We start from the raw sequence: 26,021 nt of genomic DNA on the forward strand, positions 1-26,021 counted from the left end.
GGATTTGAGATATCTCTTCCATCTATATCCTAATCATAACTATTCAAACGAACATAATATTAGAAGTTTTGGAGTTGGGAAATAAAATGACTATTCCCCCACTCCCCTACTCCCCCACTCCCCCACTCCCCTACTCCCCTCACCCATCATCAAAATCAAGATACTCTTTAATGAAAGTTTTTAACTGTTTAAGCTGGAAACTATTCGCTAGTTGCAAAATCTCTTGAGCAAAAGCAGTAAAAGTCACATCTGATGCTAGAAGCTCTTCAGCTGCCTCCACAACACCTTGAATATCACCATCTTCGACTAAAGTGAGTAATTCTTGTAAGACTTCCATTGCCGGAGAAACAATTTCTTCACTTGTTCTAACCTTAGTCACCTGAGCTGATGCTGCGGTCTTTTGTTCATAAACCCACTCTAAGTCGAGACACTGCTGTAAAATTTCTAATAATCTGTCAGTCTGTATAGGTTTGGGCAAAAATACATCAGCTCCGTTATCAATTGCCTCTTGTTGATTACTTTCAAACACACTAGCAGAAGAAGCGATCGCCACCACATCCTTCAACTTTTCCGAACTGCGGATATATTTAAGTAATTCATAACCATTCATTACTGGCATCATTAAATCAGTAATCACCACATCTGGCAGAGATACCATCATTTTTTCTAGAGCTTCCTTTCCATTTTCCGCTTCACTCATTTCAAAGCCTAACATTTCTAACAAACTCACCACCACCGAGCGATTTTCCCAATGATCGTCAACAACTAAAACACGGCATTTTTCACCTTGATAACCCAATATAGTTCCCTGCTGATAAGTACTAGAAGCCATTGCCCATTCTTGTCCTTCTGGAACTTCCACATTAAACCAGAAGGTACTGCCTTTACCTACTTCACTCTTGACTTCCAGTTGACTATCCATGAGTTTGACAATCTTTTGACTAATGGCTAACCCCAAACCTGTGCCTTCTGTCTGTTTTTTGTGGTCGCCCACCTGTTCAAATGGCAGGAATATTTTCTGTTGTTGTTGTGGGGTCATGCCTACTCCTGTATCTTTAACTTCAAAGTGCAGGCGATATTGGTCTGACAATTTTTGTGCGGTGACGCTAAAGGTAACGCTACCAATATCAGTAAATTTAATCCCATTGCTCAGGAGATTTATCAATACCTGCTGTAGTCGTTTTTCGTCAGCACGAATGCCTGTGGGTAAATTTTTATCGGGGGAGTAGTAGAAATTTATACCTTTTTGTTCAGCTCGAATGCGACATATTTCCGCCACTCCTTGGAGGAAAGAGGGAAAATGAAACTCGCTTGCTAAGAGGTCAAGCTTGCAGGCTTCAATTTTGGAGAGGTCAAGAATATCATTGATTAACTTCAGCAAGTGAAGGCCACATTGTTTGATAATATCAATATCTTTTTTTTCTTCCTCACTCATGGTTTGAGAATTTTCAAGGATTTGAGCATAGCCAAGGATACCATTGAGGGGAGTGCGGAGTTCATGGCTCATATTGGCAAGAAAATCACTTTTGGCTTGGTTGGCTGCATTAGCAGTTTCTTTCGCTTGTTCCAATTGCCAGATGTAAGCTTGTTCTTCGGTCATTAACTGTTTGACACGGCAGATCAGTTGATTTAGGGATGTTGCTAATACACCTACTTCATCATTGGTTTGGACTGGCGCTTGCAGATTGAAGTTAGAATCACGAGTAACTAATTGAGCAACATCTGTAACTGTTTCCAGTGGCTTGGCGATCGCATGGCTGGTATATAAAGCCAGAATCAAAGCGACCCCTCCTGAAAGGCCAAAGCTAAAAACAATAATTTGATTGCGTAGAAGTTGGGCATCATTTAAGGCTTGCTCGGCATCTATTTCTCTTTGAATTGCGAGCTGATAAAACTCTCCCATCAGATCGGGAGCTTCAATAAAAGCAACAAATTCTGGACTTTTAACCAAATCAATCAAGAGTTGTTGAGCAGTTTCTACACCCTCAAGTTTCTGGGTCAGGGGTTGTACTGTTTTTTTAAAGGTAATTGCACGCTCCCTAAACTCCTCAACAGTTACTGCATAGTCTTCTAAAAAAGCTTGCAAATCTTTGAGGGTTGCTGGTTTTCCAGAATTATTGTGTTTAGCGAGCAAATCCTGAATATTTTGCAGTCGTTTGAGCAAAGCGCCACTCTCTCGACGAAAAGCTTCAGGGTCTTGAAGGTAAGGAGCTAGTTGTTTAGCTGGGCGGTTGTAGAGAACATCAAGTTGCAGGGCGCTCAGAAGTCGGTTTTCGTAGGAGGCTATCTGTTGTTCTTGTTGTGCCTTGTTTTGATAGTAGTTACCAATCGCAAAACCTAATGCAGTTCCGGCAAATGCTACACCTAAGGCGATCGCATAGCCATAAATAATTTTATTTTGGATAGACATAAAGTGAAGTTTGAAATAACCGAATTTACTATACATAGGAAGAGTAGACCTCTGGCAAAAATTCAGAGAATATTAGTATGAAATACATTTAATTGTGCAAATATACGAATCTCCCCATCTCCCCATCCCCCCATCTCCCCATCTCCCCATCTCCCCATCCCCCCATCTCCCTATCTCCCTATCTCCCCTCCTTCTTCCTTCATCGGAATTTTAATTGTAAATGTTGTTCCTTGTCCAAATTGGGAATCGACTGTGAGTGTACCATTGTGCTTTTCTACAACAATTTGCTCGGCGATCGCTAGCCCTAAACCTGTGCCTTTGCCAACAGGTTTTGTGGTAAACATGGCCTCAAACAAACGTTGTTTAATGGATTCGGGAATGCCTATTCCGTTATCTGTAATTTGGATAACAATTTGTTGATCGGAGTTGATTTGAGTTGTAATTTGAATTGTGGGAACTCGATCGCCCAATTTTCCCTGGATCATTGCTTCATCGAAGGCATCAATTGCATTAGCAATGATATTCATAAATACCTGATTCATTTGTCCTGGATAACACAGCACTGAAGGCAATGAGCCATAAGACTTAATTATTTTGATTTGAACGCGATCGGCATTACCTTTGAGACGATGTTGCAGAATAGTTAGTGTACTATCCAAGCATTCATGCAAATCCGCCAAAACTTTAGTTTCACTATCTGAACGAGAAAAGGTACGGAGTGAGTTTGAGATGTTTTTTATCCTTTCGACACCTAATGTAAAAGAGTTTAAAATTTTGGCTATATCTTCTAAGGCAAATTCTAGATCCAAATCCTCAATAGCTTCCTTTAACTGTAGTGAGGGTATGGGATACTCCTGCTGATATAGATTGATAATTTCAGTCACTTCAGCTATATGCTTTCGCAGTGGCTGAAGATTATTGGCAATAAAGTTAATCGGATTATTAAGTTCATGGCCAATTCCAGACACCATTTCACCAAGGCCAGAAAGTTTTTCTTGCTGCACCAGTTGCACTTGGGCTTTTTGTAAGGCGGCTGTGCGATCGCTCACCTGTTCTTCCAAGGATTCTGTCAAGCGTTTTAATTGAAGGTGTACCCGCAGTCGGGCTAAAACCTCAGCCTGGTCGAACGGTTTGGGAATATAATCAACAGCACCAAGAGAAAATCCTTTTGTTTTGCTTTCTATATCAGCAAGGGCAGTGGTAAAAATAATAGGAATAGATTGGGTTACAGGATTTGCTTTGAGCCGACGACAGGTTTCAAACCCATCTATTCCAGGCATTTGCACATCCAGTAATATCAATTCAGGTCTATTGCGTTCAACTAAGGCCAAAGCACTTTCTCCATCCATTGCTACTCGAAAACTAAATCCAGCCGCACCTAGGGTTTCTGAGAGTATCGATAAGTTGGTAGGGTTGTCATCCACAATTAATATAAGTGCAGAATCTTTATTTATTAACATAACATTTTTCTTCCTATTTTCAATAATTATTGCACTCCTTACAAAACAACATTAGAATTAAGTTAAGCTTTATTGAGTTTAATCATTATTACTTATAATATCTTAAAGGAGAGGAAATGATTAATTAAGAATAGTTTCTATTTGCTCGTGTAGATTTAAGGATATCGAACGCCTATTTCAATCAAAAAAATAATTTAAAAAATAGTATTTTGCACTATTCAATCAAGATTTAGTCGTAATGGTAAATCGAATATTGTTTGGCAGATAAAAGTATGTTTTTAGGTAATTAAATGATTCCTAAATTAGAGTGGTATTGTAAAATATTATCATTATTATCAAAACAGAGCATATTCTAATTAATATCATGTTAGTTCTACAGTTTAAATAATTTTGCGATATATAGTGATGGGATAAATATCAGAATATAGAAGATATATGAGCGTATTTTTGTCCGACTATCGATTGGTATAATTTCATTTATAAGCAATTATCTGAACATGATATAGCTATCTTAGATAGAATAGAAAAATTAGCTACATATCAAGAGCCGTAACCCTCATATAATGTTCGGTTGAATACTTATAAATAACTTAGCGAGGAGTCATAACTCAGGAGGGAAGAAAGAAGGAAGTAACAAAAGTAAAGATAATTTCAGTATTTTTTCGGTACTGTCAGTTCTTAAATTTTATGGCGTTGGTGAAGCGCGTATATGATATTAATTGAAATTACTTAGGAGTGAGGTAGAGCAGCCGCCGGTAAGGCAACGTACAGGAGGAGAGAGAATCACAAAGATTTAGTAGTTATAACGATTGGAGGGATTGGAGAATTTTTTTATGTCCAACCAAACAGATTTGATATGACCCGTCCGAACATGATATCAGTAGACCTCTCCGGAAAAGAGGGAGTAGGGACGTTGCATGGAACGTCCCTACAGAGTAGGAATTAGAGGGAAAGAATTGATGATTTATCTACGATAATTGATTTTATTTTTTATTATTGGAGAAGTCTAGTATTGAGATAACTAACAAAAGAAGCTTGGATCCAAAAACAGAGCCAAAGCGGTAAAAAGATTAGCTAAGGCTTATAAAAAAGTAGCTGATATCAGAGCGGACGCACTGCATAAACTGACAAAGGGGTGAACGGCCGTTCACCCCCTACTACGTGTGCTTATTATTCGTAAGTCCTGTGCAAGTTATTTTTCAAACAATCTCTATGAAATCATCAATACCGATCGCACTTCTTTCTACACCCTGTAAAATAATTGAAAGTTGGTTGCCACTAATGCGAGTATCATTACCTATTTGAGAAATAGTTAACTGCTCAAAAGTCAGACCGCCCTTTAAACCAATGATGTCTATTCCATCTTCAAAATCAGCGATCGTATCGTCGCCATAACCAAACCCAAACTCAAACATATCCCCACCTGTTCCACCAGTGAGAATATCGTCACCAATTTGACCGCCAATAATATCATCTCCTATGCCACCATCAAGTCGGTCGTCACCTTTGCCTCCATGGAGCAAGTCATTACCATCCAAACCTTGTATAATATCATCACCTCTATTTCCGTACATAAGATTATTTTCAGAAGTTCCGATTAAATCATCATCATCATTTGTAGCCATAACAACATTCGGAGCAATAACCGACTGAGTTCTCTGCCAAACACTTTCCCCCACTTCTCGCCCTAATTCCCGACCATTCAAATCCCCATCATCAAAATGAATACCACCATAAAGACGAGAAATACCAGCTTCATCAGCAGCTTCACTAAAAGTATCCCACTCCAAAACGATAGGTGCTTGGGGTGTCAGACCAGGTTCAAAACGAGACTCACCCACATCAAAACTTACCCCCGCACCAAAATCATCACTACCAGTAAACCGTTCCAAAATTTCCGCACCCGCAGCACTGAAAGTACTATGACCAGATACATATTCAGCAAAAGGAGGTGAAGGGTCACTACCAGGAGTTTGAAAGGTAAGAAAATCAGTCGCCAAAATAGTTTGAGTCCCTTCTCCCGGAGCTGCCCAAGCATCAATAGCAAAACCACCAAGCTCTTGATTAAACTCTCCAATTAAACCCAGTTCCCCTAACTCCCGGACTGTGCGTACAGGTCGAGCATAATCATAAAAAGTTTTAGCATCCCAAGCAGCAATACCAGCATCGAATACGGCATTACCCAAATTAAAGAACAGTTTCACATCCTGGTCTAAGGTATGATTATCCCTAGCGGAAACAAATTGTCCGAAAGTCATCCAAGTTCCAGGAGGGAATGATGTACCACCTCCATCCTCCCAAAATTCGGCGACTAATTTTTTTTCGTCTGTGAGGTTAGCACTGATATCTACAACTCTTTGTGTTTGCTCAATAAATCCTGGATTAATAATAGTACCCACAATGTCTGGAGTAATATTCACCACAGACTGGTCTGCTAAAGTAATTGTGCGTGCATCCAAATCTACTTCACCATCAACAAGTAAAAATGGTTCTGGTGCTTCTGGTCGTATTTCTTCCAGGGATGTGAGACTAAAGGGTGTAACGTTTCCCCACTGGGGAGTTAGGAATGTTTGTATTCTTTGTTCTTCACCGGGTAAAGCATCAATAGGAACTCTTTCAGGAGTCCACAAATCAATGTTAATCGGGTTTCCAGTAGGATTAACGGATTGATAGCTACTGATGTCGGAGTAAGGAGTACCGTCACCGTTGGGGTCATTTCCTAGTTGGTTGGAGCCATCATTACGACGGAATGTTAATAGTGCTTCAGCGGAGACATTACCAATACCAGCAGCAGTGGTTGTATCGGTGGTTGTGTTGTTGGGGTCAAAGCCTAATTCAGCCATGACTTCATTGAAAATTTCTACTTCCCTAGGGAATAGTTCGGATAGTACCCGGTAAGCAGAAAAACTCATGGCTTCAGTTTTGTTGGCATCGGTGTTTTCTGATTGGGGGCGTTGGAGGTTATCATCTAATTGAGTTCCCACAGCTAATGGGTCGTAGGCGCTCCAAGCGTCATAGGCGGCTGTGTGTAGGATGCCATAAGCACGAGAGGCAACAGTCGGACCGGGGGAGGTATTGATGACTGCTTGTTGTACTGCTCGATCCCAGAGTACGGATATGCTTGGTGTAGCATCATCTACTGTGACGATTTGAGTTTCTGGGTTGAGGGTGAGATTGATATTGTTGTTAGTATTTGGAGATGCAGAGGATGTAGAATTCATAATATTATTTAATTAATACAAATAACTAATAATTTTCAGCTACTATTATGTTGATTGTGAGCAGGAAGAACTTGCAGTCATTTTCTGATGACTTGCCTTCTATTTACTATGATGCACAAATTTTATATCAATGAGAACAGTATAATTATGGATTTCTCACAATTGATTTTTCTACAAATTATCTCAAATTAATAGTGATAATACGTAAGCATTCAGCTGTCAGCTATCAGCTATCAGCTATGAGTTATTAACTCATTATTTTGGCAGGAAGAATTAGTCTCGAAGAAGAATAAAAAGTTATTAATGAAATTGGTCATCAGCAAACCTTAGTTGTTGCTTTATTCTTTCAAAAGCTGTTTGCGTAGTATGACCTAGGAAATGCTAAATGCTAAATAATTGAAGTTTCACCTAAATATAGCATTCTTTTTTCAAATTGGTATTATCAACATTAAAATAATAATGCCATTAAATACTGACTCATATAAAATCCGGTTGAATACTTATCTTATGTTTGGGGGTGGGAAGTGTGGGGAGGGTGGGGAGTGTGGGGAGAAGGGGAGGTCGAGAGATTGAAGGCGAGAAAGTGTGGATAGAATTATAAACATATACTGTATAGAACCCATTTGAGATCTATATAATTATGGTAGTCAAGTCTTTTCGTGCATCAATTTTGATGAAAAATAATCTGAAAGAGTGTTGAATTTTTTTTTATTATTTCTCCCCACATCTTCCCTCTTTCCTCTTTCCGAATAATTGTGGTATAAAGCCTCCCCTTTTAAGGGGATAAAAAGCGGTTGAGGGATGGCGAGGTCTCGGAGCCATATCCAATCAACCAAGACAGCGGTCGTTTGCGGAGCAGTCCGTTAGGATGGGATGGCGTTTGCTATCGCAAAGCTGCGCTAACAGCGGAGCGGCTCTGTCAAGAGCGGGTCTCGGAGCCATATCCAATCGACCAAGAGAAGAAAAAATTTCATGATTAGTCAATCCTATCCGTTTTCAAGGAGAGGTAATTCTAAATTCGCGCATTCTAAATTCTAAATTATTGAACTCCTGTCTCCTGTCTCCTGACTCCTAGCTAACGCGCATATTTATGAATATACGATCAGGGGTTCTATAACCGGATTCTATATCAGAAATTAATTCCACACTAAAACTTGTTAATACTAATGCTAAAGTTGCTGCTACTTGAGGCATTGACAAAGACCAGATGGTGAAAGCTTGATTCCAACTATAGCGATAGAGAAACTTAGCGATCGCTGCTGCGAGGAATTTACCCATGACTAGAGCTATGCTAACAGTAGCAAAATAGTAAATAAAACTAGGACTTACGCATGAGGTACGAAAAACTAGGACTTGAGATTGCTTTCCGCTCCGGACTGCTCCGCAAACCCTATCGGTCGCAATGACGAAAATACGTTGAAGTGCGTAAGTCCTAATAAATATAGATAATTGGAGATTATTATAGATAATACCAGATTATAGCCGACAGTTACTAACCGATACTATTTTGCTAACAATTGTTAACAATGCACAGCAAGATTAACTTACTGAGGGGGTATCTCCCAATGTGGTAGAAAATTTCTCTACCACGCTTTTGATCAAAATTCCACGCGGGACCTTTAACACTGTTGTCATAGAAGATTTGAATGTGTCTGGTATGTTAGCCAACCATAAACTAGCTAAGTCTATAGCTGACCAAGGATTTTATGAATTTAGAAGACAGCTAGAATACAAGTGTCAATGGTATGGCTGTGAATTAGTAGTAGCAGACAGATTTTTTCCATCTTCTAAGACTTGCAGTAGGTGTGGTCATGTACAGGATATGCCTTTGAACATCAGAACTTATGACTGCCCAGAATGCGGTTTATCAATTGACCGAGACTTGTTTGCGGAGCATTCCGTAGGAAATGCCTCAATTAATTTAAGAAATGCGGTCAGCTTGACCGTCAATGCCTGTGGATGAGTAACCGCCGACGGCCTCAGTGGAAGCAGGAAGTAAACATTAAAATGTCACACTTGTGACGTTTTATGTCGGTTTTATGAAGCAGCTTAGTTAGGAAGTTGTCCAATGACACAAGAAGATCGAGAACTTTCTCTTTCGCCAGAAGATTACAGTTTGTTAACAGACCTCTACCAACTAACAATGGCAGCTTGTTATATTGGAGAGGAAATAGACCAACGGCAAGCTAATTTTGAGATATTTGTGCGAAGACTCCCGGTAGGTTTTGGCTATCTCATTGCCATGGGTTTAGCACAAGCATTAGACTATTTAGAAAAATTTCGATTTAGCCCCGCACAAATTAAGGCTTTACAGTCAACTGGGATATTTGCCAATGTGCCTCATAAATTTTGGTCGGTTTTGGCAGAAGCTAAATTTACTGGAGATGTATGGGCAGTACCAGAAGGAACAGCCATATTTCCGTACCAACCCCTACTGCGGATAGAAGCTCCACTTTGGCAAGGACAGTTAGTTGAAACATATCTATTGAATACTCTCAACTACCAAACTTTAATTGCTACAAAAGCAGCCAGAATGCGGGATATTGCAGGCAATGAAGCAAAATTATTTGAATTTGGGACTAGACGTGCATTTAGTCCCCAAGCTAGTGTTTGGGCAGCTCGTGCTGCTTTAGCAGGTGGGATGGATGCTACTTCTAATGTTTTGGCAGCTTTGAAATTAGGTCGCAAACCTGTCGGTACAATGGCTCATGCTTTGGTGATGGCAATATCTGCTGTTGAAGGTACGGAGGAGGATGCTTTTCATGCTTTTCAACAATATTTTCCTGAAGCACCCCTATTGATTGATACTTATGATACATTGGCAGCTACCCGCTTATTGGCACAACGAATGAAGCAAGGTGATATGCAGGTGAGTGGGGTAAGGTTAGATTCAGGAAATTTAGGCCAATTATCCCAGGAGGTACGATCGCTACTACCAGAAGTGACAATTTTTGCTAGTGGAGATATAGATGAGTGGGAAATAGCTAGACTTCAGCGGGAGAATGCTTGTATAGATGGGTATGGTATTGGTACTAAGTTGGTAACTGGTGTTCCTGTCAATGGAGTTTATAAATTGGTAGAAATAGACGGCATTCCGGTGATGAAAAATTCTACGGGGAAAGTGAGTTATCCTGGTCGAAAACAAATATATAGATATCTGGAAAATGGTCAATTGAAACAGGATTATTTGGGATTAATGGAGGAAGATGTATCGAATCAAACAGAACATCAGACTGATTATTTCATAAAATTAATGACACAAGTAGTTCATAATGGGAAAATAGTGCAAAAATCAGAAAATCTAGAAGCGATCGCTAAACGTACCGCTGCTTCTGTTGCTAGTTTGCCTCCAGAAATTCGTAGTCTAGAAAATCCTAATTTGTTACCAATGAAAATTTCTGATAATTTACAAGAACTTACGCAAAAAACTCGGCATTGCTGAAGCGCGTGTATAACATTATTACTGAGGAGTCAGGAGGAAAGAAAGAAGAAGAAACAGTAGTAGAGGGAGAAAGTTTTTTTGTTTAGCTGGCGCACAACGCACGTTAACGCTACGCGACTGGTCAAGGGCAGCATTCCGCATCGAAAACGCGGAGTGTGGAACGGACTATCCCGCTCTTATATAAAATCCGGTTGAATACTTATCTTATGTTTGGGGGTGGGAAGTGTGGGGAGGGTGGGGAGTGTGGGGAGAAGGGGAGAAGGGGAGGTCGAGAGATTGAAGGATCCGAAAGTGTGGATAGAATTATAAACATATACTGTATAACCGGATTCTATATTATCCATACATAATATCATAACCTCAAATCACCAACGCCAAAAACTCAAGCTAAAATACTTAAAAAACTAAAATACTTAAAAAATAAATATTAAGAAAAAATGGGCAATGAGAAACAGGAAACTATCATAATTAGATATTTTGTAAAAGAATGTAGAAACATTGAGGAGGGGTCACTTCAGTTATCAGTTATCAGTTATCAGTACCTCAAATCTGTTTGTGCAGCATGACCTAGGAAAGCAGGAGGCTTGAAATACTGAATTCTATTTTCTCTTGGTCGATTTTTTATTCCCTTGAAAGGGGAGGCTATTGACCAGAATTTTTCGGTCAGGATATCAGGAAGTAGGGAGTAGAAAAAATAGGAGACCTTGCTTTAGTAAGGGTAGGAGTCAGGAATCAGGAGTCAGGAGAAATGGGAGTTATAAAGGAGGTAGTAGGAAAAATGGTCTGTTAATTTTTCTGTCCTAGTGAGCCTTTTCTGCTAACTTTTTGAACCTTTTTGACCTTAATTCTGGCACTTTTTCCCGCCCGAAAAATGATAAAAGCTTTATCTGTAAATGATTTTAGATTTAATCAGCAGAGCAATAATTATTAATTGTTGAAGCCTACCACCTAATACCATTTCTCAAAAACTTTTCTACACTTTGTTGAGTAGGGGAGTAGGTAGGGACGTAGCATAAGGGCGTCCGTACAGGGAGAAGCAAACATAAGAATAATTCACATTAACGCAAGCTGAAATTAGTATGCAAAGTGATTTTGCTTGTACCGATCAGTTGACAACCGAAGCAATGCCCAAATATAGCAATAATGCATGGGAATTGGTATAAGAACTTTACGACTGCTAATTAAACGGACATGATATTAAAAATAATCACTAAATACTAGATATCTCCAAAAATAAAATCAATTCTTATCCATAAATTATCAATTATTACTCCCTGTTCCCTGTTCCCTGTTCCCTGTTCCCTGTTCCCTGTTCTTTCTTTTGAGATAAAACTATGAATAATTCCCAAGTATTATCAGGTTTAATAGGCGTTTGTATTGGAGATGCTTTAGGCGTACCTGTAGAATTTTCCAGTCGCAACGAAAGAACAATTAAACCTGTCACAGAAATGATTGGTTATGGTGCACATAACCAACCTCCAGGCACCTGGTCAGATGATAGTTCAATGACATTATGTTTAGCTGAATGTCTGTGTGAAGGGTTTGATTTAGAAGCGATCGCTCATTCTTTTTATCGGTGGCGTTATGAAGATTATTGGACTCCTTGGGGTAAAGTTTTTGATATTGGAGGTACTACTGCTGGAGCTATTGCTCGGATTAAAAAAGGTGTCTCAGCAATAGAAGCTGGAGGTAAGGAAGAAAGAAATAATGGCAATGGTTCGCTAATGAGAATTTTACCTCTAGTTTATAACTATAAAAACGTTGAATTTCCAGAATTAATTCAGCAAGTCCATGATTGTTCTTGTGTAACTCATGGTCATTTAAGGTCACAAATGGCTTGTGGTATTTATATCAGTATAGCTATTTGTTTATTACAAGGTTTAGAAGTAAAGAAAGCATATTTACAAGGAATTGAAAATATTCAACAAATATACTCACAAGAAAAGTATGTAGGAGAGATATCTCGTTTCCGAAAAGTATTGAGTGGAGAAATTGAAACTTTACCTATAACAAGAATTCATTCTGGCGGCTATGTATTAGATACATTAGAAGCTTCTTTATGGTGTTTATTAACTACTAATTCTTTTGCCGAAGCTGTTCTAAAAGCAGTAAATTTAGGTGAAGATACAGATACAACTGGAGCTGTAACAGGAGGTTTAGCTGGAATTTATTATGGTATAGAAAATATGCCAAATGAGTGGATAGAAATTATTGCTAGAAAAGATGATATAGTCAACTTAGCTAATCGTTTAGAAACTGCTATATTGTAAGCATTTCCTACGGACTGCTGCGCAAACAGCTGTCAGCTAGCCTCTTTCAGAGGAGCTTTCCTACGGAATGCTACGCAAACGCTAACAGCTATCAGCTAAGGAAGAAGGAAAAAATTGATTTAATAGCAAATACATAACTTATAACTTCTCTATTTAGTCAAGTTTTACCTTAAGAAAGATGTTTATAAAGCATAGTTTTAAGAGCAGAGTTTTATTGCGTTCGAGCTGACAGCTAATAGCTATTTGCGCATAATTCCGCAGTAAATGCTTACCGAATAATTGACTAATTAATAATTAAATAATTCTGGTTTAAAACCTCCCCTTTTAAGGGAAAAAAAGCGGTTGAGGGATGGCGAGGTCCCCTCGCCATATCCAATCAACCAAGACAGCGGTCGTTTGCGGAGCAGTCCGTTAGGATGGGATGGCGTTTGCTACCGCAAAGCTTTCCGTTCCGAAATGCTACCGCAAACGCTAAAAGCGGAGCGGCTCTGTCAAGAGCGGGTCTCCTCGCCATATCCAATCGACCAAGAGAAGAAATAATATTTCCTTATATTCAATCCTCTCAGTTTTAACCAGAGGTAATTATCAATTATCCATTATCAATTATCGATTAATGAAATAGCCATCAGGAATCAGATGTGAGAATTGAGGTGTTAAGATATAGCAGTTATCTGATTCATATATTCTTTTCTTCCCTCCATACCTATTGCCTATTTCTTATTCCCTAAAATAGCTCTTATAAAAACAGTAAATTTAGGAGAAGATACAGATACAAATGGAGCCTTCATTAATTGATAATGTATAATTACTTCTGGTTAAAACCGTTCTTGATTTAATATAAGGAAATATCCTAGCACTTTTTTCCCCTTGAAAAGGGAGGCTAATAAAGCTGAATTATTTAATTAATAATTATTAATTATTAATTCTTCGGTAACAGGAGATTGAGCAGGAATTTATTCTGGTATAGAAAATATGCCAAATGAGTGGATAGAAATTATTGCTAGAAAAGATGATATAGTCAACTTAGCTAATCATTTAAAAACTGCTATAGCAGTCAGGAATCAGATGTGAGAATTGAGGTCTTCCTTGAAAGTATAGAATATAGCAGTTATCTTATTCATATATATTAGTCTATTCCCTGTTCCCTATTCCCTATTTCCTATTCCCTAAAACAAAAGTCTCCAATATCTCACAACTAAAATCATATTGCTATATATTATAAAAATGTCCGACTTAGGAACTTATATAAAATCAAAAAAAATGACTCAAATTGCTTTATTCGGTACAAGTGCCGATCCACCAACATCCGGACATGAAACAATTATTAAATGGCTTTCCCAAAACTTTGATCGAGTAATGGTTTGGGCATCAGATAATCCTTTTAAATCACATAAAATCCCCCTTAAACAACGTTCGGCAATGTTATCAATTTTGATTGAAAATATTGACTCTAATAAAAATAATATTTTTCTCAATTCAGAATTAAGTAGTCGTCGTACTATAGAAACTGTTGAACGTGCTAGAAAAAAATGGCATAATGCTGAATTTACTTTAGTAGTAGGTTCAGATTTAGTCAAACAACTACCAAATTGGTATAAAATAGAAGAGCTTTTGCAGAAAGTAAGATTATTAGTTGTACCTAGAAAAGGTATTACAATAGAAGAGGCAGATTTGCAAAAGTTAAGAGAACTAAATACAGGAGTAAAAATAGCTTCTTTAGAAGTTCCTAATGTTTCCTCATCCGCATATCGCGAGGAAGGAGACCCAGCAATTATTACGCCTCCCATTAAAGATTATATATATCGGGAGCATTTGTACAAATGCCAGGACGCGACTATAGAAAAAGTGTAAATGATCAAAATAATAAAGCAGATTTTAAAGTAGGAGTAGATAACGTAATTTTTTCCGTCGATACTCAACAAAACCGCCTATTGGTTTTATTAGTAATGCGACAAAAGGAACCATTTATTAACTACTGGAGTTTGCCAGGTACATTAGTAATACAAGGAGAATCTCTAGAAGCAGCAGCTTACAGAATTTTAGCGGAAAAAATTAAGGTCAAAAATCTATATTTAGAGCAATTATATAGTTTTGGCGGTCCTGGTCGTGACCCCAGAGAATCTATTTATAATTGTCGATATTTATCAGTTAGTTATTTTGCCTTAGTTAGATTTGAAGAAGCAGAATTAATTGCCGATGGAGTAACAGGTATTGCTTGGTACCCTCTGGAACAAATTCCTCAGTTAGCATTTGACCATCAACAAATTATTGAATATGGATATCTTAGATTAAGAAATAAACTTGAGTATAGTCCTGTTGCTTTTGATGTTTTACCAGAGCAGTTTACTTTAGGAGAATTATATCAACTTTATACAACTATTTTAGGAGACAATTTTTCAGATTATTCTAATTTTCGTGCCAAGCTATTAAAGTTAGGTTTCTTATCAGATACTGGAGTAAAAACATCACGGGGAGCAGGTAGACCAGCTAGTCTTTATCGGTTTGATGTTGAAGCGTTTGCTTTGGTAAAAGATAAACCTTTAATATTTATTTGATCAGGCTAATGATGTACAAGTAAATATTGAAAAATTTGTAGTGCGGGCATCTTGCCCGCGATGGTTTTACCTCTTTTTTATCTTTGTTATTTATTGGTTAATTTGCAGCAATAAAGTTTGAGTAGTCCAAGTCGGACATCCACAACCAAAAAAGTCATAATCTTCTGTCCAGATTGCTGCGGGTAAAGCTAACGCTAGGGCAACTGTTTCCCAATCATTAGGGTCTCTATACAGACGCATTCTTCCTCATCCTCAACTGCATTCATAAACATTGATACATATTCTTCTTCTGTTAATCCCATTTTAGCTAATCTTTGTTCCATAATTCTGTCAAGTTCTTCTTTGGCTTTTTTGGCTGCTTCGTAATCGAGTTTACTACGCAGTGATGCTATTCTTTCTTCTGTTATTCCTGTGGGATGTAATTTTTTATCCATAATTCTGTCAAGTTCTTCTTTGGCTTTTTGAGCGACTTCGCCATCACCTATTGGATAATAATAACCAATAGTTTTTCCTTCATGCTCTATAGAAATAAGTTCTTTTTCAGCTAATCAAAATTGTTTTTATAAGTCGTTGAATTTAATGTTTTTCATAATCCCTTTGGCTGTGTTTTAGATTAATGAGTGTCTCAACTTTTAATTATTATATCTTAAGAGAAGATTACTTCCAGGTGTAGTGAATAATTAACTTACTGCAAATTCTGTAAAAGTCGTACATCGGGCGGATGAAAACCTAAGACAATTTGACTTTCAGGAACACCCGATTTTAGTATATCGGACGCTATTCCATTTTATGGTATCTATGAGATTGCTTCAGGAATTTATTTGACATTCCTTTTTATTTATAATTTTTGCGCTGATATTAATGTACTCAACAATTTCCTGGTTGCTAAGTTGAGCGATCGCTAAATCAAGTGGATGTTCTTGTAGCTTTAAGATATTTCCATAGAGGTTAATGGTATACTTTTCTAATTCATTTAGTTTTTCTCTTTTTATCAAATATTGCCATTGTTTGTTGGATTTGAGTTTGAATTCAGCATTAAGGAATATTGTTGCATCTGGGTACTCTTTTTGTAGATTATTGAGAACATCATCTATATTATTTTTACTCTCTAATCTTATATTTTTATACTCAATAGTGGTACAGTCATATACTATCTTTCCTCCCCAAATTTCACTTCTGTATATCAACCCAAAAGCAACCATTACTGCCAAAATTATAGTAAGAAAAACAACATAATTAACGTTATTACCCCAAGATTTAATAAATCCTACCCTTTTTTTTTCCTGATTGTGGTTAGAGATTGGAGACTCAACCTGAAATAGTTCTATTTCTTCAAGTTGTAAGGGTCTACTAGAACTATCTATACTTAAAGATAATTTATCAGAAGGAATAGCTGGATGTGGGTCGCGATGCTCCCAAAATTCTGTGTATCCTTCTATCAATTTTTGATGAACTTCCTCTATATTTTTCTGGGAAATCAAAACATTTTTTTGAGTTTTAATTTCCTGAATAACCACTCCTTCAATTAGAAGTATTTCTCTCCCAAATTGGTCTTTAAGAATCTCATCTCCTACTTGAGAATTTAGGTCTTTTTGTGTAGCTTTTAAGATTCGATAAACTATGGTGAAATCTCCTACTTTTGAACCAAAAATTTGTCTAATAAATCCCTTTCCTGGTTCTGTTAAATCTCCTGTTGTAACTCTTGCTAGTAAGTTGCCAGTCTTAGCTTCACAGATGAAATCAGGAGCTACTACTGTTCTGTAGTCAAGATAGCGGTTACGACTTACTAAAAAAGGCCAAACTTCAATACTCATAGTGATAATTTAATAAATTTAGATTTGGTGTTTTATAAGAAACCGGGTTTATGGGAGACAGATGTTAGTGTAGTAGAGGATTTCATATAAACCCGGTTTCTCTGCTTAGATTCGGAGTTTTATAAGAAACCGAGTTTATGGGAGACAGATGTTAGTGTAGTAGAGGATTTCATATAAACCCGGTTTCTCTGCTGGGGAGTAAACTCAACTATTAACTTACAGAGGTTTTCATTTCAGTAGACCTCAGTAGAGACCTTGCATGCAAGGTCTCTACAAGGTTTTGGTTATGGCGATGTGGTTCATCAATTTGAAAAGTGCTGTATGTTTAATTAGGGAGCAAGCAAAGAAAAGGGAGGAAAAGGAATGTTTCTGAGAATCCAATAAGCTAGAACAATTTTTAATAGCCACCAGATTACGCTTGATCGAACGTAAATTTTAGGTATTTTATGACCAGTAATTACAGGTAAACTATAGGAAAGATAAGAATAAAATAGATAGGGTAGTGACAACACCATGAGGGGATTCAGTCCAAAAGCTACCCAAAAACGACCATGTAACAAATGATGAAGTCCTCTCAATGTACCACAACCCGGACAATATAAACCAGTCAAAGCACGAAACGGACTGGGAGGGTAAAGTTGTCCTGGTATAGAAGGATCGAATAAGTACAGAATTATCGCTGCACCTAAAATAATTGCTGATAAAGCTTTTACCTTCAATTTTTTTCTAGCTATGGGAGACCAAGAATAGAAAGTTGAATTTTTCATTACAGTATGACTATTAAGGTTTAAGTTGATAGAAAACTTATAAATACTCGCTTTGCAGTTATTTTAAGGAGTTGATGCTATTATCGCTAAAATAACATATAAAATTAGAATGATTGCTCCTCCTATAAAACCAAACCAACACCATTTCTTAGCATTGTTTGATGCTTGAATTGCCCCTTCTAAGTCTGCCAATTCTAATCGCGAATTAACTTGAGCCGCATAAACTATTGCGACAATTCCAAAGGGCAAACAACAGAATAGAGTTACTAAAATCGCTTGCGTTAGATAGTTGGGAACGTGTTCTTTGCTAGGTGTCATGTTTACTTAACCTATATTTTATACAATTCGCCAAATTTTAATCGTTTTGTCATCACTGCCACTAGCTAAGGTCTGATTATCTGGACTAAAAGCTAGGGTGGTTATAATACCAGTGTGCCCGGTTAAAGCAGTTTTTAAAGTTCCGGTTGATAAATTCCAGACCTTGATTGTGCAATCATTACTTCCACTGGCAAGGATGCGGTTATCTGGACTAATCGCCAGAGACCAAATTGCTCCGGTGTGTCCTTCCAAATTATACTTGAGATTCCAGGTGTTCGTATCCCACACATAGATAGTTTTGTCTCCACAACCACTAACCAACATTTTACCATCTGAACTAAAGGCTAAAGCTTTGATAAAACTAGGATGCTTGAGGGCAAGAAATTTCTGAAATTTATCATTTTTAATGGGCAGTTCCCAAATCAGCATTTTCTTGTCCGTACCAGCAGTAGCTAAAGTTTGCCCATTGGGAGAAACAGCAAGAGCATAAATATAGCCTTGATGTTCGCTTAAACTGTGTATGACTCTACCGCCATTAGTTTCTAATTGCCAGATTTTGACAGTTTGATCTCGACTACTACTAATCAGTGTGCGTCCATCAGAACTAACAACAAACCCACTGATAGGTTCAGAATGTTCCTTCAACGGTTTATACAAGAGTTTTCCTGTATTGGCATCCCATACCTTAATACTTTTATCTGCGCTCGCAGTAAACAGCAGTTTATTGTCCTGACTAAGATTTGCTAGTACCCAACCTGATTTTTCCTGCACAATTTTTTTCTGTAAATTTCCCCGTGCAACATCCCAAAACAGAACGGTTCTGTCATCACTGGAACTGAAAAGAGTTCTACCATCAGATGTGAAACCAACCGAACAGACTACTTTTTCATGTTTTGTCAAATTATGGATGGGTTCAGGAGCAAAAAGAACTTCTCCTCCTAAATTAGCTTTGGGAAATCTCTCCTCAAAATCCTTGAGATGCTTCAAGAAACTAATGACCAAGTGCTTACGTGCCGTGTCTCGATCTTTCACTTCTTGTAAAGATTTTTCTTGGTTTACATGAGCTAGTTCTTTTATTTTTTTAACTAGATCCAATAGCGGAATGTTTTCTGAGGATGATTTTAAGGCTTTAATGTCAGCTTTTACCCCATCAATTAATACATAAGCAATAGGAATCTCTAACTGGAAAGGTTTAGGAATTGCACCTGGCTTCTTTTTCATCGAACCATCAGGCAGGAGGGTTGCAAAGTCCATACCAATAGAACTTACAGGAATTAGACGTACTGGACAACCAGCTTGAACTCTACTATGAACTACATTTTTAAACTCAGGGACTTTTTCTAGCAGGCGTTCTGTTATGTATGAGAGCTTATAATCATCTTCAAGTAAATCCCACTTACTGATAATAAAATGAACAGGAGTGTCTCTTTTACAGATATTTACCAATTGCATCGTGTTAGGTAAATCTATTAGCAATAATTGTCTAACTGCTTCATTATCCAGGTCTTTTTCTTGCATTAATTTCAATAATTTTAGACCATCGATCATCACCAACACTGCATCAGCATTAGAGACTTCTTGCTGAAAGTCAAAAATGTCGTCTTGATTTGGTAATATACCTGTAAGTATATCTCCTGGATAGTCAATATAGGTAAACTGACAAACTGGAAACTTTTCAAGAGCAAGATTTGTGACACAACAAGTAAATATTGTCTGTGTTACACCACCTATTGTTCCAAGAGGCCAACCTTTATCAGTATCAAAAATTTTTGAATAAATTTTATTCAGTTCTTGACCCTGCTTAATACTGACCTCCAGGAAAAATCCTTCGCTAGTTTGAGTAGATAATTGCCTAAAAAGACTGGCTAAAAATACTGTTTTGCCAGCTCCAGATGCTCCTAAAGTAATAATCTTGTAATTTTTAATATAGATTTCTGGATTTTTAATTTTCATAATTATTATCTTATTGGTTTAGTCGATCTACAATTATTTTAGAGTCAGGAAAATCTTGGCTCAGTTTATTGCTAATATATAAAAAACTTTTCAAAGCACTTTTCAAGGCTGTTGTTTTATCATTAATTTTGCCTATAGATTCATCTCTTATTTGACGGAACTCAGCTAATTTTTTATCGTTTTCTTCAATTTTTTTCTTGGCCGAGCCTAACAATAAGTTGTCAACTCTTCTGAGGGCTGGTTTTATAAGGTTTATCAAAAATTTTTCCTCAGACTTAGATTCATCAAAGATAGTTGAAACTAAATAATCAACAGTTATATCAATCAACATCTTGAATTTTAATGTTGCTCGTAATAATTGATTTAATATACTATCTTCACCAATATTTTCGTCAATATTAATGAGTAGGTCAAGATTCTGAATCTCTTTCTCTAAAAGATCTGGTACAACACAAGATACAGGAACTTCCATGTGAAAAGGACGTGGAATTGAACCTGCAATCTTTTTCATACTTCCATCAGGTTGAGGTGTTGCAAAACCAGAACCTATTGAACTTACTGGAATCAAGCGTACTGGAGAACCTTCTTTATTTCTATTAACAACTAACTCTTTAAACTCAGGAATTTCTAGGAAGCGATTGCTTATTTCTTTTAAACCAAAATTATCATTTTCCAGCAAATCCCATTTACTAATTACAAACTGAATAGGTGCTTGACAATAAGACATCCACTTAATTATTGGTGGTAAGTCTAACTTTAAAAATTGATAGATTTTTTCTTGATTACTATTATTCATTAATGCCTGAATTTTTTGACCATCTAAAAGACCCAAAATTGCATCAGCTTGTTTGATTATTTCTTGTAGCTGATAATCGTCTTCTTCGTCTATCTGTGCGAACCGTGCGCCAGCATAATCAAAATAGATAAACTGACAAATTGGGAAGTCTGCCAGATTAGGATTCTTGATACAACAAGTAAACTTCCACTCAGATATCTCATCATGCTTGGTTGTTGCAGGCCATTTTCCAATAATCAACTTTTCGTAAATATTATTTAGTCGCGTTTGTGATTTGAAATCCTCAGCTTTAAGATAGAAACCATATTCTCCTTGGGTTGATAATGACCTAAACATACTGGCCAGGAATACAGTTTTGCCTGCACCAGATGCTCCTAAAGTTAATATTTTGTAACTTTTCATTGCCTACATTTCCTCTGAAAATATAACGATGCCAAGCGTAATACTACTAGAGCAATTTCAACAGTTTTTTTAGATATTCTGAGTCTAGCATTACTTTTTAAGCTGAGGTGAGAAACTGCCTTTCAATAATTGATAATTGATAATGGATAATTGGTAATTACCTCTCCCTAAAAGGAAGAAGATTGAAAAAAAGGAAAATTTTTTCTCTCTTGGTCGATTGGATATGGCGAGGAGACCTCGCCATCCCTCGACCGCTTGTTTCTCCTTTAAAGGAGAGACTTTAAGCCTTAATTATTCGGTAAGTCTTGCTTGAAGATAATTTTAGGGAAAGTTATATTGAAATAATTGAAATAGGGATACTTAAGTAAAAATATATTAAATTTTTCAAACTTTTTTTGATTTGGATAAATTTAGATGTTTTGAAGAAGGATATTTACAAGGAATTGAGATTTTAGCCTTTTACAACAGTTTTCAAGTCAATGAACCACATAAAAAAATGATAATCCTGTAAGGACGTTGCATACAACGTCTCTAGCATTTTTCAAATATATTTATCAAATTGGTATAATGAATAAAAAAAGTCTGACTTTAACCGGATTATTTTTAACAACCATCCTCCTAATAACAATAAACTTATTTCCTACCCAAAATGCCGAAAGTAAATCACACAACCCTCTATCTCTTGGCTTCCAAATTATTAACAATTCCCAGGGAATAACTCTTTATCAAAAAGATTTAGATTATGTACAAATTGTTGATTTAACTCAAGGTGCAAAAATTAATTTTATCTATGGAAATATCAAAGATTTAGGTACTAAAAAAGGAGCTTACGGCGGTAACGATCCACAATTTGAACGTCAGAAAATATCACAAGTATGGTCTAACTTATATTCAGAAAAATCAAATTTATTTTGCATCACTAACGGTCAATTTTTTAGAAACGATAAAAACTCCTCTACAGGGTTAGCATTTCCTGTAAAGTCAGATGGGATTATAGTTAGTGATGGTTATGCAGGAGAAATAGAATTTCCCGATGAAAAATTAATGCTAGAAGTCTGGAATGATAGAGCATTAATTACTAAATTTCAGCCAAATAATCTCCAATTATCAACAGCACCTAATCTTATTGTTGGTTTACAGGAAAATGCAGATAAAGGAGTCAAAGATAAAACAGGTAGAACATTTATTGGAGTTAAAGACAAAGATGGCGATCGCCTCAATGAAACAATTTTAATTTTTACTTCTAAACAAGCAACTCAACCCCATGCGACTCAAGTTTTGAAAAGTTTCGGTGCCACTCAAGTAATGATGTTAGATGGTGGAGGTTCTACACAATTAATTTGTCAGGGAAATAATTATATAACTTCACCAAGAACTATCCCTCAAATGATTGTTATATTAGGGTAGCTTTATTAATATTTGGTAAAGTTATTGAAACTTTTTAGGTGTTTATTTAAAGATTCTGTGTTGAAGTAATTTTTCTAATTTGTAGCGATATAGAGAAAAGTTTAGATAAAGTTCAATAGCTTTTTAATAAGAAGCGATCGCCCCTTCTTAGTTACATTTGGTTTTTAAGTGTGCCATTACCATCATTGCAAAAACATTGTTATTTGCTGATAATTCCTCACATTCATAATCTAAGAATTTCACAATATAAAAATCGAATCTCATCCAACTTTTTTCTAATCCGTATTCATAGAAACTGGGTTGCCAAGATGGTGTTTCATCTCCCAGTATAGCCAAACTAATTACAGGTTTATTGTACAGGTCGAATGCTCGATAATTATAGATAAACATTCGTTGGCTAAATTATCGGTCGTATTGACTTTGGATTTCTATATGAATTAATATCCAGATTTATCGGTCGTCTAATAACCAAGCTTGAAATAATTTATCGGCATAACGTTTTTCTGTTGTGGCTGAAGCTGTAATTTTTTCTAGTTCTTTTTCTAGAGAAACTGGCGGTTTTTTCCAATTAATGGAGTTGTGAATTTCTGGATAAAAAAAACTGAGGAAAGAAGGCAAATATTCTCCAATTGCTGCTTTCCAAGGTTCATCATAATTAGCAGTTGTTTCTGTCATTAGTTATAAGTTAAAAGCCTGATTTTACTAATTTTTCCCAGAGGAATTGTCTGGAATTAATTCCTAAAATTATGCCACAGATTCCATCCTGATCTTTCTATTTCACTAATCACTAATTTCCACGATCGCTTCTCCCATTTCTAGCATTCGTAATGCTGCGACAAAAGTATTGCTCAAGATATGTCGCAGGTTTCTGTTAGTAACATTCCCACAAGTTAGCCAAAGAATTTGAGGAGGAGTTCCTAAACGAGTAACTAACTCCACAAAATCGCTGTCTTTACTAACAATAACCGTACCAAGGTTCCTGGCAGCATTAAAAATATCTATATCTTCAGCATTTCCTAGCCCCAAATCTCTAATAACTGTAGCATGAACATTAAAAGTTTCGACCAATCAACTAGCTAAATTTGGAGAAAGTTCAGCATCAATCCAAAAATTAATACTGTTAATTTAGGGATATTAGTTCGTCGGAAAGCAAACAACAAACAAGCCTGAATATCCTCCGCTTCCAAGTCTGGAAAATCTTCTAAAATTTCTCCACTACTAACATTTTCTGCCAGCATATCTAAAATATCAGAAACCCGAATTCGCATCCCTCGAATGCAAGGTATCCCTCCACATTGTTTGGGGTTATAAGTAATTCGATTAAGCAAACTATTGGTCGATTGGATATGGCGAGGAAACCCGCTCTTATCAGAGCCGCTCCGCTTTATATGTTGCGGAGCAAAACGCCATCCCATCCTACGGAATGCTCCGCAAACGACCGCTTTTTTATCCTTGAAAGGAGAGGCTTTAAACCTTAATTATTCGGTAAAAATCAACATACAAAGGGTCTTCAAAAACAGTTTTTGCTTCTGCAAATGAGATTCCATGTTTAGATAGATTAGACTCAGCTTTTTGTTCATTCCATTCACATTTCATAATAAATTTGCCGATAATATCATGTCCGGATAATTTAGATACCTCCAGAAAAGACGAAGGTACGGACATTGGATACAACGTCCCTACAGAGTAGAGAGTAGGGTAAAAATTTAGGAGCGCTCCGTAGAACACTCCTATATAAATATTTTGTTGAAAATTATGCTAGCTGAAAGCTGTTTGCGGAGCATTCCGTTAGGAAAAGCTGATTGCTGATAGCTATTTAATGCCCAATTCCTACATATTGAAAACCAGCAGCTTCCAACTCTTTGCGATCGCAGAAATTACGTCCATCAACAAATAAATTATGCTCCATGGACTTCACCATCTTAGCGTAATCTAATGTCTCAAACTGCTTCCAGTCAGTCACCAACACTAAAGCATCACAACCATCAGCAAGTCTTTCTGCATCTGTTTCCACTACCACACCAGTCAAACCATGACGCATACCAGACTGAGAAATAATCGGATCGTAAGCCTTCACCTTTGCTCCCAACCTGTTCAACTCTTGAATCAAATCTAGAGAAGGTGCATCCCGCATATCATCAGTATCAGGCTTAAACGTCAAACCCAACAACCCAATAGTCTTACCTTTAAGAATTTTCAGCGCTTGCTGTAACTTATCTATTGCGATCATTCGTTGACGCTTATTCACATCAATTGCCGATTTCAACAACTGTGCCTCACAACCATAGTCATCAGCAGTATGCACCAAAGCAGAAACATCTTTCGGGAAACAAGAGCCACCCCAACCAATACCAGCTTGTAAAAACTTATTACCAATACGAGAGTCTAAACCAATACCCTTAGAAACCTGAGTCACATCTGCACCGACGCGATCGCAAATATTAGCAATCTCATTCACAAAACTAATCTTAGTTGCCAAGAAAGAATTAGCAGCATACTTAATCATTTCGGCAGAACTCAAATCAGTTGTTACCACTGGTACTGGTGGGAGTGACGAGTCGTCACCATACTTACGTTCAACCAGAGGAGCATAAAGTTCCAACATCATATCTAATGCCTTTTGACTATTACTACCCAAAACTATGCGGTCTGGATTAAAAGTATCGAATATTGCAGAACCTTCGCGCAAAAACTCTGGGTTACTAACCACATCAAATTCAGCTTCAATATCTGTACCGGAGCCACCTTCCTCTTTTTTCCGCTCATCAACCCCATCTAAAACAATTCTTCGTACCCAGTCACCAGAACCAATAGGCACAGTTGATTTATTCACAATTACCTTATAACCAGTAGTCAAATGAGCGCCTATCCCTTTCGCCACTGCCTCAACATAACGAGTATCGCTTTCCCCTGTAGGAAGTGGGGGAGTACCAACAGCGATAAATAAAATATCACCATGCTCGACCCCAGCTTTCAAGTCAGATGTAAACTCTAGGGTTCCTGCTTTGGTGCAACCTTGCATCAGTTCAGATAACCCTGGTTCGTAGATTGGAGACTGTCCTGATTTTAAGAGTTTAACTTTTTCCTCGTTGTTGTCTACGCAAATTACATGATGTCCTGTATGAGATAAACAAACCCCTGTAACTAAGCCAACATAACCAGTACCAATGACACAAACACGCATCTTTATTATATCCTCAAAGTTT

The 26,021-nt window shown here is 37.1% G+C and carries 23 protein-coding genes and 1 pseudogene; 6 read left to right on the forward strand and 18 right to left on the reverse strand.

Going from position 1 to position 26,021, the window contains the following annotated elements; genetic code table 11:
• Nucleotides 1-139: 139 nt before the first annotated feature.
• The 4 genes from F6K23_RS03135 to F6K23_RS03150 form a co-directional block, all read right to left on the reverse strand.
• Nucleotides 140-2,410 (reverse strand): ATP-binding protein, encoded by a 2,271-nt coding sequence (locus tag F6K23_RS03135; protein WP_293150439.1) that lies wholly within the window; start codon nt 2,408-2,410, stop codon nt 140-142.
• Nucleotides 2,411-2,580: 170 nt separating this feature from the next.
• Nucleotides 2,581-3,870 (reverse strand): sensor histidine kinase, encoded by a 1,290-nt coding sequence (locus tag F6K23_RS03140; RefSeq protein WP_293150442.1) that lies wholly within the window; start codon nt 3,868-3,870, stop codon nt 2,581-2,583.
• Nucleotides 3,871-5,069: 1,199 nt separating this feature from the next.
• Entirely contained in the window at nt 5,070-7,091 is a 2,022-nt protein-coding gene (locus F6K23_RS03145) for a DUF6851 domain-containing protein (protein ID WP_293150444.1), read from the reverse strand.
• Nucleotides 7,092-8,162: 1,071 nt separating this feature from the next.
• The gene (locus F6K23_RS03150; protein WP_293150446.1) at nt 8,163-8,369 is read right to left on the reverse strand and encodes a hypothetical protein; all 207 of its coding nucleotides are present in this window, start codon (nt 8,367-8,369) and stop codon (nt 8,163-8,165) included.
• A gap of 307 nt (nt 8,370-8,676) precedes the next feature.
• On the opposite strand from F6K23_RS03150, the pseudogene F6K23_RS03155 reads away from it, so the two are divergent.
• The 5 genes and pseudogenes from F6K23_RS03155 to F6K23_RS03175 form a co-directional block, all read left to right on the forward strand.
• A pseudogene (locus F6K23_RS03155) lies at nt 8,677-9,054 on the forward strand (RNA-guided endonuclease InsQ/TnpB family protein); the annotation flags it as partial.
• A 105-nt stretch (nt 9,055-9,159) separates the two neighbouring features.
• Nucleotides 9,160-10,533 (forward strand): nicotinate phosphoribosyltransferase, encoded by a 1,374-nt coding sequence (locus F6K23_RS03160; RefSeq protein WP_293150449.1) that lies wholly within the window; start codon nt 9,160-9,162, stop codon nt 10,531-10,533.
• Nucleotides 10,534-11,867: 1,334 nt separating this feature from the next.
• On the forward strand, nt 11,868-12,803 hold the full coding sequence (locus F6K23_RS03165; protein WP_293150452.1) for an ADP-ribosylglycohydrolase family protein: 936 nt from the start codon (nt 11,868-11,870) through the stop codon (nt 12,801-12,803).
• Between the two features lie 1,260 nt (nt 12,804-14,063).
• Nucleotides 14,064-14,654, forward strand: coding sequence for a nicotinate-nucleotide adenylyltransferase (locus F6K23_RS03170; protein ID WP_293150455.1), 591 nt, complete (start codon nt 14,064-14,066; stop codon nt 14,652-14,654).
• Nucleotides 14,624-15,358 (forward strand): NUDIX domain-containing protein, encoded by a 735-nt coding sequence (locus F6K23_RS03175; protein WP_293150458.1) that lies wholly within the window; start codon nt 14,624-14,626, stop codon nt 15,356-15,358. The genes F6K23_RS03170 and F6K23_RS03175 overlap by 31 nt, the downstream gene beginning before the upstream one ends.
• 90 nt (nt 15,359-15,448) lie before the next feature.
• On the opposite strand, the gene F6K23_RS03180 is transcribed toward F6K23_RS03175, so the two are convergent.
• The 8 genes from F6K23_RS03180 to F6K23_RS03215 all read right to left on the reverse strand — a co-directional run bounded on the left by F6K23_RS03180 (nt 15,449) and on the right by F6K23_RS03215 (nt 21,408).
• Nucleotides 15,449-15,598 carry a PIN domain-containing protein gene (locus tag F6K23_RS03180; RefSeq protein ID WP_293150461.1) on the reverse strand — a complete coding sequence of 50 codons (150 nt, stop codon included), beginning with the start codon at nt 15,596-15,598 and terminating at the stop codon, nt 15,449-15,451.
• Nucleotides 15,553-15,792: a hypothetical protein gene (locus F6K23_RS03185; protein ID WP_293150464.1), complete on the reverse strand. Its 240-nt coding sequence runs from the start codon at nt 15,790-15,792 to the stop codon at nt 15,553-15,555. The genes F6K23_RS03180 and F6K23_RS03185 overlap by 46 nt, the downstream gene beginning before the upstream one ends.
• Nucleotides 15,793-16,043: 251 nt before the next feature.
• Nucleotides 16,044-16,139 (reverse strand): element excision factor XisI family protein, encoded by a 96-nt coding sequence (locus F6K23_RS03190; protein ID WP_367267610.1) that lies wholly within the window; start codon nt 16,137-16,139, stop codon nt 16,044-16,046.
• 28 nt (nt 16,140-16,167) lie between these two features.
• Entirely contained in the window at nt 16,168-17,172 is a 1,005-nt protein-coding gene (locus F6K23_RS03195; protein ID WP_293150466.1) for a hypothetical protein, read from the reverse strand.
• Between the two features lie 329 nt (nt 17,173-17,501).
• Nucleotides 17,502-17,939, reverse strand: coding sequence for a DUF2752 domain-containing protein (locus tag F6K23_RS03200; protein WP_293150469.1), 438 nt, complete (start codon nt 17,937-17,939; stop codon nt 17,502-17,504).
• Nucleotides 17,940-18,002: 63 nt separating this feature from the next.
• Nucleotides 18,003-18,257 carry a CD225/dispanin family protein gene (locus tag F6K23_RS03205; RefSeq protein ID WP_293150472.1) on the reverse strand — a complete coding sequence of 85 codons (255 nt, stop codon included), beginning with the start codon at nt 18,255-18,257 and terminating at the stop codon, nt 18,003-18,005.
• A gap of 18 nt (nt 18,258-18,275) precedes the next feature.
• The gene (locus F6K23_RS03210; RefSeq protein ID WP_293150475.1) at nt 18,276-20,210 is read right to left on the reverse strand and encodes a hypothetical protein; all 1,935 of its coding nucleotides are present in this window, start codon (nt 20,208-20,210) and stop codon (nt 18,276-18,278) included.
• A gap of 10 nt (nt 20,211-20,220) precedes the next feature.
• Nucleotides 20,221-21,408 (reverse strand): hypothetical protein, encoded by a 1,188-nt coding sequence (locus F6K23_RS03215; RefSeq protein ID WP_293150478.1) that lies wholly within the window; start codon nt 21,406-21,408, stop codon nt 20,221-20,223.
• A 567-nt stretch (nt 21,409-21,975) separates the two neighbouring features.
• Here F6K23_RS03215 and F6K23_RS03220 point away from each other — a divergent pair.
• Entirely contained in the window at nt 21,976-22,815 is an 840-nt protein-coding gene (locus tag F6K23_RS03220) for a phosphodiester glycosidase family protein (RefSeq protein ID WP_293150481.1), read from the forward strand.
• A gap of 147 nt (nt 22,816-22,962) precedes the next feature.
• Here the strand turns inward: F6K23_RS03220 and F6K23_RS03225 are convergent, their stop codons facing one another.
• The 6 genes from F6K23_RS03225 to F6K23_RS03250 form a co-directional block, all read right to left on the reverse strand.
• Nucleotides 22,963-23,205: a hypothetical protein gene (locus F6K23_RS03225; RefSeq protein WP_293150484.1), complete on the reverse strand. Its 243-nt coding sequence runs from the start codon at nt 23,203-23,205 to the stop codon at nt 22,963-22,965.
• A 60-nt stretch (nt 23,206-23,265) separates the two neighbouring features.
• Nucleotides 23,266-23,490 carry a hypothetical protein gene (locus F6K23_RS03230; RefSeq protein WP_293150487.1) on the reverse strand — a complete coding sequence of 75 codons (225 nt, stop codon included), beginning with the start codon at nt 23,488-23,490 and terminating at the stop codon, nt 23,266-23,268.
• A gap of 105 nt (nt 23,491-23,595) precedes the next feature.
• A complete protein-coding gene (locus F6K23_RS03235; protein ID WP_293150490.1) occupies nt 23,596-23,883 on the reverse strand; it encodes a DUF5615 family PIN-like protein in 288 nt (95 codons plus the stop codon).
• Between the two features lie 8 nt (nt 23,884-23,891).
• A complete protein-coding gene (locus F6K23_RS03240) occupies nt 23,892-24,161 on the reverse strand; it encodes a DUF433 domain-containing protein (protein WP_293151023.1) in 270 nt (89 codons plus the stop codon).
• A gap of 121 nt (nt 24,162-24,282) precedes the next feature.
• Nucleotides 24,283-24,480 (reverse strand): BrnT family toxin, encoded by a 198-nt coding sequence (locus tag F6K23_RS41410; protein ID WP_367267601.1) that lies wholly within the window; start codon nt 24,478-24,480, stop codon nt 24,283-24,285.
• 151 nt (nt 24,481-24,631) lie between these two features.
• A complete protein-coding gene (locus tag F6K23_RS03250) occupies nt 24,632-25,999 on the reverse strand; it encodes a UDP-glucose/GDP-mannose dehydrogenase family protein (RefSeq protein WP_293150493.1) in 1,368 nt (455 codons plus the stop codon).
• Nucleotides 26,000-26,021 lie beyond the last annotated feature (22 nt).

Source organism: Okeania sp. SIO2C9 (assembly GCF_010672455.1).
Lineage (GTDB): Bacteria > Cyanobacteriota > Cyanobacteriia > Cyanobacteriales > Microcoleaceae > Okeania.

Bases quoted from the DNA above. Each gene is read 5' to 3' on its own strand.
- F6K23_RS03210 (WP_293150475.1), bottom strand. From the start codon at position 20,210: ATGAAAATTAAAAATCCAGAAATCTATATTAAAAATTACAAGATTATT.
- F6K23_RS03250 (WP_293150493.1), bottom strand. From the start codon at position 25,999: ATGCGTGTTTGTGTCATTGGTACTGGTTATGTTGGCTTAGTTACAGGG.
- F6K23_RS03140 (WP_293150442.1), bottom strand. From the start codon at position 3,870: ATGTTAATAAATAAAGATTCTGCACTTATATTAATTGTGGATGACAAC.
- F6K23_RS03170 (WP_293150455.1), top strand. From the start codon at position 14,064: ATGACTCAAATTGCTTTATTCGGTACAAGTGCCGATCCACCAACATCC.
- F6K23_RS03145 (WP_293150444.1), bottom strand. From the start codon at position 7,091: ATGAATTCTACATCCTCTGCATCTCCAAATACTAACAACAATATCAAT.
- F6K23_RS03205 (WP_293150472.1), bottom strand. From the start codon at position 18,257: ATGACACCTAGCAAAGAACACGTTCCCAACTATCTAACGCAAGCGATT.
- F6K23_RS03230 (WP_293150487.1), bottom strand. From the start codon at position 23,490: ATGACAGAAACAACTGCTAATTATGATGAACCTTGGAAAGCAGCAATT.
- F6K23_RS03180 (WP_293150461.1), bottom strand. From the start codon at position 15,598: ATGCGTCTGTATAGAGACCCTAATGATTGGGAAACAGTTGCCCTAGCG.
- F6K23_RS03225 (WP_293150484.1), bottom strand. From the start codon at position 23,205: ATGTTTATCTATAATTATCGAGCATTCGACCTGTACAATAAACCTGTA.
- F6K23_RS03135 (WP_293150439.1), bottom strand. From the start codon at position 2,410: ATGTCTATCCAAAATAAAATTATTTATGGCTATGCGATCGCCTTAGGT.
- F6K23_RS03160 (WP_293150449.1), top strand. From the start codon at position 9,160: ATGACACAAGAAGATCGAGAACTTTCTCTTTCGCCAGAAGATTACAGT.
- F6K23_RS41410 (WP_367267601.1), bottom strand. From the start codon at position 24,480: ATGTCCGTACCTTCGTCTTTTCTGGAGGTATCTAAATTATCCGGACAT.
- F6K23_RS03185 (WP_293150464.1), bottom strand. From the start codon at position 15,792: ATGGATAAAAAATTACATCCCACAGGAATAACAGAAGAAAGAATAGCA.
- F6K23_RS03220 (WP_293150481.1), top strand. From the start codon at position 21,976: ATGAATAAAAAAAGTCTGACTTTAACCGGATTATTTTTAACAACCATC.
- F6K23_RS03165 (WP_293150452.1), top strand. From the start codon at position 11,868: ATGAATAATTCCCAAGTATTATCAGGTTTAATAGGCGTTTGTATTGGA.
- F6K23_RS03175 (WP_293150458.1), top strand. From the start codon at position 14,624: ATGCCAGGACGCGACTATAGAAAAAGTGTAAATGATCAAAATAATAAA.
- F6K23_RS03150 (WP_293150446.1), bottom strand. From the start codon at position 8,369: ATGGGTAAATTCCTCGCAGCAGCGATCGCTAAGTTTCTCTATCGCTAT.
- F6K23_RS03195 (WP_293150466.1), bottom strand. From the start codon at position 17,172: ATGAGTATTGAAGTTTGGCCTTTTTTAGTAAGTCGTAACCGCTATCTT.
- F6K23_RS03215 (WP_293150478.1), bottom strand. From the start codon at position 21,408: ATGAAAAGTTACAAAATATTAACTTTAGGAGCATCTGGTGCAGGCAAA.
- F6K23_RS03200 (WP_293150469.1), bottom strand. From the start codon at position 17,939: ATGAAAAATTCAACTTTCTATTCTTGGTCTCCCATAGCTAGAAAAAAA.